Raw genomic sequence first — 14,395 nt, 5'->3', positions numbered from 1 at the left:
TATACTTTATCTGGCCCTGCAAGCTATATAATGCGACTTACGCAGAATTTCCATTTTACCTTATCCGAAATTACAATTATGTACAATGAAAAATATTTGCAACACTAATGACCTAAATTAATATTTGGTTTATCTTTATATCACGTATTACAGTTCAATAATTGGAATACTATCAAGTATTACATTTTGATCAGATTAATGTCTTCTGTATGTGCAAGCAGGCGACGAAGCCAACACTAAGCTTTACCGACAATAAATATCAGTTCTTCATTTTATTAATTATAAAGAACATTTTGATAAAAATTCCCCAAAAGACTTTGGTAAAGAGCCTCTTTTAATTTCTGGCTCACAGTATGTTTTGTAAAGTGATTTTATTCTCTTCTTAACTAAAGCATTATTTTGATTATTTAAACTTAAATATCCTAAAAGTAAACAGTATTCAAAACCAATTAATTGGACTTTCTCAAGTTCATTTAATTCTCTAATTGCACTCATTACAGAACCATCTCTTGAAGAACAAAACGGTATCTTATGATATGCAGCATATGCTAAGGTAAACACATCACCGCGATTATATGATGGATTATCTTTTAATATTAAGCTCTTTCTCTCATAATCAAATAAGTCATATCTAGCAATTGAATTAAATATTTCGTTGTAGATTGGATCACTATTATAAAGGTTACCTTCACTCACAATCGTTAAGTTTTTACCAATGAATTGTGTTAAATATTTTTCTCTAACATCTCCAACCTCAAGCATCACAGCCTCATGAACTTGAATATCCTCAAAATATGCAAACATATGGTCCAAATAGCATTCACGCATATTCTCAAATGAATATTCAGCTTTCTGATTACTGTGCTCAATACCACACATTAAAATATTAGCATCTACTATTATTTTACTTTTTTTAGCCTTTTCTAATTTACGCAATCAGCTTCACCCAACTTATCAGAAATATATTTAATAATCACTTCATCTGTTTCCAGTATAATGAAACCAATTATATTTTATGTTTTTTTAGTTAGATTGTCAAATTTTCATGGCGAATAATTTCTGCTACTATATAAAACACTTATGCCCAAGCCTCATTCTAACATAAAAAAGTTCATACAATTCAAATATATTGAATTGTATGAACTTTTTATATACTATAATTTTATTTAATCAACGAATTAGTTTTTTTTTCAATTTTTCTATAAGTTCCAACTCATTAATTTCACTGTCATCTTCCGACTCATCATATGGTGATTTAATTCCAAAGTTATTAATATCTAAAAGTAATGTATTTACATCATAAAGAAGTTTATCATAAGAGATGTACCCCTTCTCATATGCCTTTGGAATATAATCATACATAACTTCTTCTATATGCTTATTTCCCGGACTTAGTAATTCTTGCCCTTGATCTGTATACCTTCTAAAAATTTCTGATAAACTTTTTTTAAAAAAATCATAGTTATTTACATAAACTTTAATATCTTTCAAATATCCTTCTTCATAAAGTCTATATATAGTAGCTTTTAGTGGCAATCCATAATTTATAGATAAAACATAACATAAAATGGCTATGAAGTTTGTATCATTATTATCACTTTTAAATATATTACAAAGCCTTTTAAATTCATTTCTAAGAGCTTCTTCAGGTAATAAAAACTCTGCTGCAAATCTACTAGCTTTTTGTTCTCTTTTAATATTTGAATTTGCTAGAGAACAAATTATTGGTTCTCTTTTTATATCCTCAATATCTTTTAAATAATGATAGTATTCATGAGCTGCTGCAAAAATCTGATTTACCAAGGGTTTTGACTTATTCAAAATAATAAATGCTAATTCGCTATTTTTATCAGGAAGGTATATTACTGCATCAAAATTAGAATTAAAGTTATCACCTTCGAAAAAGATATTTTTCTCTTTATCTCTAATAAATTTGAAAATATTTATCCCTATTGGTGCATTTCCATAATCATAACGCTTTTCTCTAGATATTTTTTTAATCTCATCAATATCATCGTTTGAAAGCTTATCAGGTTTAAAATCATACTTTTCCTGAGAATAGTCAGTTATTATTTTATTTAGTACCTTTTCCAATTTAATCACCCAGCCTATTACTAAGAGAAATATACTTTTTTCTAATTTTAATACGATCAATTACTCTCAGTAAAGTTTCTTTATCAGACACTTCCATTTTACCCATCATCATTAGTAAAGGATCTTTATTTTCTCGCACAAAAAAAACATCAATCGGCTTATTAATTAATTCGCAGATCTTATTTAATACTTCTGTAGAAGGTGATTGCTGTTTGTTTTCAAAAAAAGAAATTGTAGTACGATTGAGACCAAGCCTTTCTGCCAGTTCGGTTTGCTTTAAGTCATTCTTTTCTCTAAAAGATTTCAACTCATTAGCCAATAAATCTCTATCAAATACAGTTAACACCTCATTACCCCCTTTATAATGGATATAGAAGCATTACAAACAATTGATTGTTTACTCTTGCATTCCCTACTAGACTTGTTAATATCACCACTGATTCTTATAAAAAAATCAAAAAAAACATTTTCATCTACAAGTACCATTTAGTACCCCTCCATCCTATGTTATATATTATAACACACGCGAAACAATTATACAATATATGTTATGCTCAGTCAACATTATTATTGACTAAATCTTAAAAAATATTCTTAATATTTTTGACCAAACTATTAAATACTTCAAATTATTCTAGTAGACATACGTTGAAATGTACACTCTGTACTCTTTAAACAGATTCTAATATTGTCTATTACATTTGCCTTTCGAGTCAGCTTTAGATAAACTATTTTTCATATGGGCCGAGTGCTAAAAATACTAAAAACGTTATGTTAAAAAATGTTAAACTGATATCTTTTAATTATAAAGATAAATTAACAAGTTAACAAGATTAATATTTAAAGGCACTCTTTTTTATGATAGACTTGTTTGAAATCCTACTTCTCTGATCACAGGAAGAGGCAGTCAAGGAAATTGAAATATAAAATATAAGGATTATCATTCCAGTTACCTTACTTCCCAAACATTACAATTGAACTAAGTACCAAACTGTAATTTTTTTGGACAGCATATGCATGCAGTTTGTGAAGATTTTCTTATTCTTTGTTTTCAGTCAGAAATTGGTTTTGAGAAATACTTTTCATATACAGCACATTATGTAGATTCTTGAAAGTTGATATTTTTGCAGTTTTTGATTGTACATAATTGTAATTTCGGATAAGGTAAAATGGAAATTCTGCGTAAGTCGCATTATATAGCTTGCAGGGCCAGATAAAGTATACTATAGATGTTTTTATTGTATACTTTATCTGGCCTGACTCTGCAAGACCACTGCATAGCAGCTTTTCAGTTACTTATAAGCTGCTACTATAGGACTCTAAAGCAACGCTTCGCCAGCCATTCTAAAGTTTGGGGGGATTGGTTTTCTCAAGACTCGCTTTGTTAGTGTCTACTAAGGCAGCTCTGAAGCCATTCTTAAAATGCAATAACTTAACTAGAAAAAATCATTATAATTTTTGAATTTTTTATTATGGTACTTTATCATTTCGCTTCAATTTATATAGGACTGGAAATTATTTTATAAAAATCTAGCGAAACAGTTGTGCCATAGCGTTCCAGCAATAATTCTACATGCAGAACTTTTTTGAAAATTGGAAATTGTACAAATATTTATTTTCGTGTATTGAAAACGTAATATCGGAAGCAGAAATTACCCTCAGGAATAGGAAAGTACACCTGATTGGAAGCCCACTTTTTAGTTAGTTGATAAGAGTGAAACAGAAGCACCTTACTGGATATTTCAGATTTCAGAAGCGTGCTGATGCTTCTGAATCAGATGGCATGGAACCAACACTTTATAATTTAATATATTCCTTTTCTACATTTTCCATTTGTGCAATATGCCTTTTAGCATGTTGAGCTAGGAAATAGATATAATGATAAACATCAATTTTACCTAAGCTGTTTACTGTCATCATTGTTTTATAAAGTGTACCTTCTCCATTAGCCATCTCTTCTAAGTTCGTTAAACATTGATTGACTTGTGATTTCAAGAGAGTTCTAATTTCTAGCAGTGCTTTTTCACCAGTTGGCTCCATGTGTTCTGGGTTTATCCAGTTGAAAGAATTATAAATTGCTATTTCATCTAATTTTTCCGAGCCAAATTTATAATCTGACAGCTCTATGTTAGCATTACCTTTTCTTGCAATTTCAATAGCTTTTTTCGTTCCTTTATTGATTAAGATCAGAAGAAAGTGATTAGTTAATGAAATATGTTCCAATATTTCATTAATTGTCCAGCCCTTATCTTGAGGGCTATAAGATCTTAATTGCTCAGATTTTTCGAACCATTTATCTATTTCTTGAAATGTACTTTCTATTGCATTCTTAATCATTTGAATAATTTCTTTAATATTCATATCTATTCTCCCATGACTGTTTATTACTATACTTTAATATGTGTTCTTATTATAACATTAAAATTTTAAAACTAAGCCACTGTTTTCATTCCCTGCACCCCTGATATTCTCTGCTGATTTCCAGAATTTGATTTTGTGTAAAATTAGAGCCGGATTTCTCCAGCTCATGCCCAATTTAAATTTTGAATTCAAAATGATACAATATTTCCAGCACTATACTGTGGATAGGTAATACTCGTTTATTGTATCAACAAACAGTCCCCTGATGATTCATGGGTATATCTTTGAGGATGTTTCAAGTTTTTACAAAGTTCTATAAGGTTAATATAGAGTAGGAATTGGATAACATGCAGATGCTTCAATTAATGCTGGGTCAAACCCATAGAACGTCCAATTCCTCCCATTCCATATATAGCCTGAAACCTCGCCATATTCTATTCTTGTAGGATAAAACCAGAAAGGCATTCCATATTTAGGCCAAATATACGTATAGTTGTTTACACAGTCAATGAGATAAGAAATAGCTGGTTTTGGTGGGGGAACACTTGGTGGTGGATATGCTGGAGGCCCAAATTGTCTCATATATTTTACTTCCTTTTAAAGTCTTCTATATTATAATACGAAGGTATACATAATATGGTTCATGTATAAATATCGTTTCATCAACAAGCTTGCACCCCTGATATTCTCTGCTGGTTTTCAGAAAAGAAAACCTGTAATAGAGTTTTAGCCACTTTTACAGGTTTCCTTTTGCCTTGATTATTATTTAAGAATAGGTTTCAATATTTGTTGCACAGTTTGTAAAAAATACCTTTATTAGTCATCATCATACCCTGACGGTAAAACAGTTGATTTTCCATTATAATTAGAACGTATAATAAATGACAAGGCTGGTGTAAATATAAAAACAAAATGTCCTGTCCTTATAGCAATCTCTTTGTCAATAACATAATTAAATGGCTCAATATTTTTATCAATTTTCTGATACTTAAGGTTGTTTTCCTCAAACTTCTGAATGATTGATTCATATTTTTCACCAACAGTAAATGACAATTTGACTTTATTTCCTTGGGATGTGCTCATTTCAATAACAACTGTATTTTTACTTTCAGTTACCCAGTGCATATAATTATATACTACGACTAATCCAATCAAAACAAGAATTGTACCTATTATAATTAAGTAAAATGATCTCTTCAAAAAATCCATCTCCATTCTATTACATTTTTACACTTTCATAAAAAATCAATTTCAATACCTAAGTTATAATACCTTTACAATACTATGCAATATTTATTTAGCTCTTGATGGCGATAAAAATATATGCACTCAATGCCTATTATGTTATTTGGGCTTAGGTGTAACTATTGGTGCTGGTGCTGGTTTCGGTGAAGGTGGAGGAGGCTTAACCCAGGTAATAATTTTATAAATCTCATTACCTAAATTAGACATCTTTGCTTTTTCACCTGATGGTAATGAAGAACCTCCTGTATATGCACCATATGTTTTGTATTTGTCAGGAACATTATTTGCCAATCTCTTACCAAGATTGATTCCTCTTACTGAGCTCTCCCAGTCTTCAAAAGTCCCAGATACTTGATTACCGCTAAATATAGGTTGTATTGTTTCGTGAAAAGCGGCTGGGAAATAGGCTAAATTTTTATAATTATACCCCAGATATATTGCTAATAGATTGTGTTGTACGTTATTAGGATCTGGGTCATTGGCGAAATTCTCTTGTAGATCAGGACTAAATCCTACTTGCCCAAATGATCTAAGACCAAGTTGAAATTTACTATCTCCATTTTTCAAAAATTCATTAGGATACTTATTTTTACTAATAGAGTATTTAGACGACCCAATTGTTAAAAGTAAATCATCAAGCACTTGCCCAACTTTATACTGATCATCAGAGTTAATAATTGCTTCATTGAGTTTTACTGAGTAGTTAGCAATCTTCCTATATGCTTCGGCATCTGAATAAGCAGTGGGATTTTGCTTTGTTTCAGGCCTAAGATAACTAGGCATTCTTTCTCTAAACTCGTTTGCTTGAACTCTAGCAAAATGTTTCAAAAAGTACAGCCTTGACTCCCTGTCTAACTGATATTTTTGTGCATCAAATTTGATAGTAACCCAAGTACCTTTTTCATCTTTTCTGTACTTATAATTGTTTTCAGAATCTACAGTTTGCTTATATAAAGTAGTTTCTCTAAAAGAATCAGTAATTTTTGTTTCATCAAAATGTAGAATACCTTCTCTGTCAAATAGTGCAACATCATCTTCTGACATATTTTTGCCATAGTTTTCTTTTATATATTCTTTCCTATCATTATCAGTTACTCTTACAAAGTGACCGCTTGGGTCATCATACTTTATCGGTTCATTATAACAATATGTATACAAATTCAGACTCAACGGATCGTCTATTTCCCCAGTATACGTATCTTCCTGCAAAAATCTTGCTATTGTGGGGTCATACATTCTGGCGTTCAAATAATACAAGCCGGTTTCCTTATCATACTGGTACCCAGCATACATGATTGAGTTATCAAAGTCAGTCATAGCTGCTGCTACAGTTGTTGGTTCATTTCCTGCTCCATACAATTCTGTAAGGTCAATAAGCTTCCACTTATCAATATATACCTCACAGGTTTGTGTGTCAACAAAACAAGGTATCAGAGATGTAGTAGTTCCTGTAGCTGTAAATACAACTCCAGCTTCCTTCCACTGATTGAGAGTACTGCTCCAGTATACTGAACCAAGATTTAGGTTCCAACTGTTGCCTTCGCTGTTTACCCTTGTTGATAAGCTACTACCCTTGCTTGCAATATAATATGATCCGGCAAACAGGTATTTGTGACCTGCTACTGTAGCATAAGTCTTATATACACTAGCGGTTGAAGCGGTTGTCTTAATCTGTTGTGCTTTTCCTCCTGAAATAGCAGGGTTTGTTACAAGTGCTGCTGTAATTGAAGCCGAGTAAAGCCAGTTATCATCTTTTCCGTCCTTGTTGCCGTCTTTCTCAAACTCCCCGTCTACTTTGCTATTGTCTTTCAGATTACCCCACTCATCATAGCTGTATGCTGCCTTGATCTTGCTGCTTGATGCATCCAGCAGAGCAGTTACATCACCATGTCCGTTGTACATATAGTAAACAGTTGTTGAACCAATAGTTCTCATTAAGAGGTTTGTGCCATAGACATTTCTTGCTGTCCTCAAGCCGTCATCATCAACCTCAAGAACAACCTTATCCCCTTCATACAAGTACCTTGTAGTTTTCCCTGCTACTGTTTTTTCTACTCTATAACCTTCCCCATTATAATTATAGTATTGGGTTTTACTTCCTGCTTCAACCTTGACAAGCTGATTGAAGTTATCATATTCATAGTATGTTGTGCTGTTGTCATTCTCACCTGAGATTGCTGCTGATATACTTCCATCTCCTGTGGAATTTGAGTCCAAGATTACATTGGATCTGGAAACCATATTTCCATTTCCGTCATACACATACTTAACAACCGCTGTCTCAACATCATTAATCTTAGTCCTTACAGTAAGAAGTCTATTTTCCGAATTATATGAATAAGTATTGACAGTCTTGGTTCCTGTAATAGTAACCGTTTCTGTAGTCCTGTTTCCAACTGCATCAAATGTGTAGGCAATAGTTTTTCCTGAAGGATCGGTTACGCTTTCAAGCCTGTTGAGCTTGTCATAGGTATAGGCTGTAACTCCTTTGTTTACTCCATTAACTATCTCATTTTTAGTTACCTGATTGCCGGCTTTGTCATATGTGTACTTATAGCTATCCATCAAGACTTTGACGCCGCCTGACATTCTGTAGTTGGACAGAGCCTCAATCTGGTTATTGCCATTGTATGTATATACCTCAGTTGATCCGTCAGGATATGTCACACTCTTCCTGTTACCGTTATCATAATAAGCTATGTTTGTCGTTTGAGTACCGGTTGTTACAGCAGATAGCCTTCCAACCTTGTCAAACGTCTTGCATGTCACATTTCCCTTTGGATCAGTGGTTATTTCTGCATGGCAGCCCTTTGGTATGTTTTTGCCTGTAGCATCATATTGGTATCTTGAAGTTCCCAGCTGTGGAACAGTTTTGGTAGTTACTCTGTTCTCCTCATCATAGGTTCTGGTTGTTATACCTGTAGCCCCCTCAATTGTAAGTATGTTTCCGTTATCGTCGTATGAGTATTCAACAAAGGCTACCTCAACATTACTTAATGTTAGCTTTTCACCGCTCTGGTTAAGAGTATTTTCTTCAAAAACCTTTCCAGCTTCCTTCTTAACCAAACGTCCGTGAATATCGTAATAAAAACTTGTTTTAATACCGTTTCTGTCGACTACCGATGCCTTATTTCCATAGCAGTCGTAAGTATAAACTTCTGTTTTTGCCTTGTTATAAACGGCCCCTGTCTTACCTCCGTGATCAATTCTTCTTTTTATCTTGTTTGCAACATTGTACTCATAGGTTTCTACATTACCCTTTCCATCCTTGATGGAGGTCATGTTTCCGTTTGCATCATAGCTGTAACTTGTAAGCTCATCTTTTGCATTTCTCACCTGTATGAGTCTGTTGAAATCATCATAAACATACTTTGTTACATTTCCTCTTCCATCGGTCTTGCTATCTATGTTCCCCTCATTGTCATAGCTTTGCAAAGTTGTGTTTTTAAGAGAATCAACCTTTTTTACAAGTCTGTTGTTTTTATCATACCAGAAGGAAGTTGAGTTTCCAAGGGCATCAGTTGACTTTGACTGAATGCTGTTTGCATAGTAATAAAGTGACTCTATCACTTTTCCATTCTGGTCGGTTTTCTTTATAAGCCTGTTTAACGGATCATACTCCATTGTAAGCTTATTTCCCTTCCAATCCTTGATGGAAGTCTGATTGCCGTTCTTGTCGTATGTATAACTTGTAATCTTTGTTATCTTCTTTCTGTTGACATCAGTAACAATTGTTTTCTCTGAGATTAATCTGTTTAGAGCATCATACTTTTTAACCTTCTCGTTACCGTTTCCATCTTTCTCAATAACCTTGTTTCCATTTGCATCGTAGACTGAGGATACAGTAATTGCCTGGCTTTCGTCAAGTTTTTGCTCAGTAGTAGCAACTTCAAGGCTCTTATTGTTGTATTTGTGGATTATGACCTTGCTGTTTGCATATATTTCTTTTGAAAGCCTTCCCTGTTTGTCGTACTGGTAATATACCTCCATTGATGGAATGCTCTCATCTCCAGGAAGCTTTGCTTTTCTCTTTTGCCCAAAGTTATTGTATTCATAGTATGTAGTATTACCCTTAGCATCCTTAGCAGTCAGCAAATTACCCAAATAATCATATGTATTCGACTTAATAATGCTGACTACACCGGTTTTTGGACTTGTGTGTTTTTGGAAAATGATATTCCCATCGCTGTCATACTCATTGGAATCCTTAGCTCCATCGGTACTGATTTCTGCTATAATCTGCCCCTTTGCATCATATTCCCATTTGGTTGTAGAATCCAGTTCTCTTTCCTTTGATACAGGATCGAGAACAGAAGTCTTAAGCCCTGCTGCATTATAAGAATACTCTGTTCCATAGCCTTTATCAATACGTTCATCAACGGTGCTGCCTGTTCCTGCAAGGTATCCCAATGCATCAACTTCTTTTATTACATTTCCTCTGCTGTCATACTTGTAGGCTTTGGAAACTACCTTTTCCATTTTCCCGCTAACTGGATTCTTATATATATCACTCTTAGTAATGATTCTTCCTGTCTTATCATAAGCGTATTCAATCCTGTTAAGATCGGTAAGGGCTTTGTTGGAGTAGTAATTGGCAGGTGAAACCTCAGCGGTTTTTCTTCCTGCTCTGTCGTAATAATATGCAGCTATCCCCCCTGCAGGGTCAATCACTTTTTCCAACAACCCCATTCTGTTGTACTGGTACTTGGTAGTATATCCGTTAGCATCAGTTGAAGAAATCTTTTTACCCTCAAAATCATATGTTGTTGAAGTAGTCTCGATAATTTCATTTCCTGCTTCATCAACCTCATAGATTACTGTGCTTGTCTGCCTTCCAAGCTTATCATGAACATAATCGTTTTTTGTTCCATCAGGCTTTGATACGGAAACAACATTGCCTTCCTTATCATATTCGTAGCTTGTTACAAGCTCCTGAAGATCTTCTTTTAGTCCAGTATCGTTTCCAGCCAAATCCCTTTTCTCAATATATTCCTTTTGTTTTACTGTTTTACCAAACTGGTTGTTTTCATATATTGTAGTTATTTTGTTTGTCTTATCAACATAAACCGTCTCTCTGTTTACATTACCATCTGCATCATACTCGAACTCTGTCCTTCTTCCGGAATCAGTATGTTGGCTCTTTTTGTTTCCATCCTTATCATAGGTGAAATAAGTTCCTGTAATCTTACCTGGCACCTTGTAAAGCAGTACTTTTTCAGAACTAGACCTCTGGGCCGTTACTCTTCCAGCTTTGTCGTACTCAATAGATGTATATGAGTAGTAAACAGTTCCTTTTACTTCCTCAAATGGGCTCCATTTTTCAGTCAGCCTTCCAATACCATCATATCTATAATAAGTGGAATAACCCATTTCATCCTTTGTGCTCGAAATCGCACCATTGGAATAATACTGAGTAGAGGTGGCAGCTCCTTCTGCATCTATCTTCTCCACAACATTATTCCTGTAATCCAGTATCTCTACTGTTTCCGCCGTTTCCTTGTCATTGAAGTAAACCTTTTCAGTCCTTTTTGTATTTTTGTCTGACAGGACCTCATACTTGTATTCCCTTAACAGGATAGGAGTAGCTCCACGCTTTGATACAAAATATACCTTATATAGCCTGTTAAGCTTGTCATACTCATATTTGACCACACTCCCATCGCCCTTTGATTCTGTCTCAATCTGTCCATACAGATCATATGTATAGGACTTTGTGTTGTTTTCAGCATCAGTTATGGATTTCACTAGGCCGCTTGGGTAATATGTTATGTAAGAGCCCTCACCACCATTATAGGTATTGGTAGTTGTATCCTCATTTTCAGGCTCATAAAGATTGGGGGATATCTCTCTTACTTTCCTTCCTGCAGCATTGTACACAAAACGTCTTGTTTCCCCTGTGCTTGCAGCTTCCTTTATAATAGCTCCATTGTTGTCAAAAGTGTAGTCTATAGAGTAGCCTTTTGGAGATATTATTTTTGTTGTCCATCCAATCGGATTATTGGTGTATTTGGTAACGTTGCCTTCAGGGCTGGTCTCGGATATGAGGTAGCCTTTTGAGTCGTAATCGTAAGTTGTAACGTTGCCTTCAGGGTCTTTTTGGGATGTAATTTGTCCGTAACCATTATAAGTATAGGTAGTTATAGCAAAACGGCTTTGGTCACCTGTTTCTGAATAGAGCCCTGTTGATGACATAGGTTGCACCTTTTTGGCTAGATATCTTTTGTCTGTGTAGAAATAGTATGTTGTATTGCCCTTTTCGTCAACTTCCTTAGTCAGGTTGTTTTTATCGTCATACTCACAGGTTTTTGTGCTACCGTCGGGGTTTGTAATTTTTGTTATATTTCCATTTACATCCCTATCGTATTTTGTTATATTTCCATTTCTATCTGTAGCACTATATACCTCACCATATGAGTTATACTCATTTCCACTGTTTTTATCCTCTGGGTCTTGAATGCCTGTTATGTATTTATCATCATTATAACCATAAATGTATCTATTTTGGTTTGAGTCAACTACAGTTGTTTTTTTGTTTGTAGGATCGTAGGTAAATGTATATGTATTTTTAACAGCATCGGTTATTTTGCAAACCCTATTTGACGTATCATATTCAATTTTATTTAAAGAATCTCCATCATTATTTCTTATCTCTGATAAGTAATAATTTAATGTGCTATATGAATAATAGGTTTTATTCCCCATTGGGTTTGTTATACATGTCAACCTGCTATTGCTATCATATTGATATTTAACAGTTCTCCCCATAGGGTCTGATATTGTATCTATATATCCAGCTGCATTATACGTTATTAATATTTCTATACCAAGCGAATTATAAATTTTATCTATCCTGTAACCGTTTGATGTTGATGAGTTGGCAAAAGATATCCTATTTCCATATTTATCTTCTATATGGCTTAGAAATCCATAACTATCATATCTATACTTCGTCTGATCTTGAGCTGTGAGAATATATGCCGTATAATTATTAGTTTCTCCTTGGGTTTCCATCTTGCAGTGGTTTCCATATGGGTTAAATGTGCCAGTGTAACTATCCTTCAAAAATGCATATGACTTTCCACCAACTTTGGCTACTAAAACACTACCAGAGTTCTGAAACTCAATTCTTCCATAATAACCCATACTCCACCCATAGCCAAAAAGGTTATATCCACCATCTAACGAGTTATAAGTTCTCGTTACCTTGATCTCACCAAATGGTGTAAAGATTCCAGCCAAATCAGTATAGCTATCAGAGAAATTACCGGAAGGTGGGTAAACACCTTCTTTACCAAAATGGATTTGTTCAGTCAATAGTGGCTGTGCTGTAGCCAAGGCTTCAACCATTGATGAGTCCTCTGTATCTTCGTTCTGTTCATCTTGTTGTTGGCTTTCATCCTTGTTTTCAGTTGTGCTATTTAAAGTAGAAAGTGCATTTACAATTCCTCCTGATGCAATTTTACCTTTTAAGCTTCTTTGTTCAATTGAGCCGTTACTAAGCATTGCTGCGATTTCTGCTGGCTTTAGATTTTTGTTCTGGCTTTTTAAAAGCACCGAAATGCCGGTAACAAAAGGAGCACTCATGGAAGTACCATTAAGTGTACCATAATTATTCCCAGGAATAGTGCTGAGTATGTTAACACCAGGAGCCGCGAGCTTCACCTTTGGACCATAATTTGAAAATGCCGCAAGTTTTCCATCCCTGTCAACAGCACCCACAGAAACAACATTGGAGAGGTTAAAGCCCCCAGGATAAGCACAACCAAGCTTTCCTCCATTACCGGCTGCCGCTATGAATAAAATATCCGGGTTGTTCCTTATTTCGTCTTTAAGGACTTCGTTTTCATCAGGTCCTCCCCAACTGCAATTGATAATCTTAGCTCCAGCCGCCTTAGCATATTCAATAGCCTGTATGGCATCTGAAGTATATCCTGAATCTCCGTTTATAAACTTCAAAGGAAGAAGTTTTACCTTTGGCGAAACACCTATAGTCCCCATTTTGTTTTCTGAGGCACCTATAATGCCCGCCACATGGGTTCCATGAATATCAAAAATCGTTGAATCAAAGACTGTTCCGTTTTTACTTACAAAGTTCCACCCGTTTACATCATCTATATAACCGTTTTGATCATCGTCTTTTCCGTTTCCCGCAATTTCTTTTTTGTTAACATAGATATTTTTTGACAAATCATCATGAGAAATATCAATACCCGTATCCAAAACACCAACTATAATATCTGTGCTTCCCTTTGTTATATCCCAAGCATCCGTCACACCTATATCTACACCCTGAGTATTTGTATTATTCAAACCCCATTGTGCAGAAAAGTCGGGCTCATCAGGAATATAATTCAAAAACAGTTTATAGTCCGGTTGAGCATAGAGTACGTTGGTGTCCTTCCTGAGCTCGTTTACAATACTTGTTACATCAGCCCCCTCATCAACTTCAACAACTTCAACCTTACCTTTTTTCAGCTTCTTTTTTGATTTTAAATCCTTAAGCTTTAGTTTCTTTTTTACATTTGCTTTAACTGTTTCACTCTTGGTATCATCCTTATATTTTATAATTATGCCCTTATACGTTGTTCCCTGATTGCCAACTCCACTCCATACCATTTTTGCAGGAGCAAGTAAAACAACCAGCATTGTTACCAAAATAAGCCTGGTAATAGCTTTGTTTAATTTACTCATAGTT

Annotated in this window: 7 protein-coding genes; all 7 read right to left on the bottom strand. The window is 34.4% G+C overall.

The features are described 5' to 3' along the window. Positions 1-279: 279 nt before the first annotated feature. Positions 280-936, bottom strand: a complete 657-nt coding sequence (locus tag VIO64_RS06200) for a hypothetical protein (RefSeq protein ID WP_331916245.1) — start codon at positions 934-936, stop codon at positions 280-282. Between the two features lie 234 nt (positions 937-1,170). Beyond that, on the bottom strand, positions 1,171-2,094 hold the full coding sequence (locus VIO64_RS06195; RefSeq protein ID WP_331916243.1) for an ImmA/IrrE family metallo-endopeptidase: 924 nt from the start codon (positions 2,092-2,094) through the stop codon (positions 1,171-1,173). Position 2,095: 1 nt separating this feature from the next. Next, positions 2,096-2,440 carry a helix-turn-helix transcriptional regulator gene (locus tag VIO64_RS06190; RefSeq protein ID WP_331916241.1) on the bottom strand — a complete coding sequence of 115 codons (345 nt, stop codon included), beginning with the start codon at positions 2,438-2,440 and terminating at the stop codon, positions 2,096-2,098. A 1,451-nt stretch (positions 2,441-3,891) separates the two neighbouring features. Beyond that, positions 3,892-4,455 (bottom strand): DinB family protein, encoded by a 564-nt coding sequence (locus tag VIO64_RS06185; protein WP_331916239.1) that lies wholly within the window; start codon positions 4,453-4,455, stop codon positions 3,892-3,894. Between the two features lie 321 nt (positions 4,456-4,776). Then, positions 4,777-5,037, bottom strand: a complete 261-nt coding sequence (locus VIO64_RS06180; protein ID WP_331916237.1) for a transporter — start codon at positions 5,035-5,037, stop codon at positions 4,777-4,779. Positions 5,038-5,271: 234 nt separating this feature from the next. Beyond that, complete coding sequence (locus VIO64_RS06175) at positions 5,272-5,655, bottom strand: hypothetical protein (protein WP_331916235.1); 384 nt, start codon at positions 5,653-5,655, stop codon at positions 5,272-5,274. Positions 5,656-5,799: 144 nt separating this feature from the next. Further along, positions 5,800-14,391, bottom strand: coding sequence for a S8 family serine peptidase (locus tag VIO64_RS06170; RefSeq protein ID WP_331916233.1), 8,592 nt, complete (start codon positions 14,389-14,391; stop codon positions 5,800-5,802). Between the last annotated feature and the right edge of the window lie 4 nt (positions 14,392-14,395).

This window comes from Pseudobacteroides sp., from assembly GCF_036567765.1.
Lineage (GTDB): Bacteria > Bacillota > Clostridia > Acetivibrionales > DSM-2933 > Pseudobacteroides.
The sequence above is the reverse complement of the archived record's forward strand: the minus strand, read 5'-3'. Positions and strand labels throughout refer to the sequence as shown.

Coding starts and splice junctions, on each gene's coding strand:
- VIO64_RS06185 (WP_331916239.1), bottom strand. CDS start 4,455: ATGAATATTAAAGAAATTATTCAAATGATTAAGAATGCAATAGAAAGT.
- VIO64_RS06180 (WP_331916237.1), bottom strand. CDS start 5,037: ATGAGACAATTTGGGCCTCCAGCATATCCACCACCAAGTGTTCCCCCA.
- VIO64_RS06170 (WP_331916233.1), bottom strand. CDS start 14,391: ATGAGTAAATTAAACAAAGCTATTACCAGGCTTATTTTGGTAACAATG.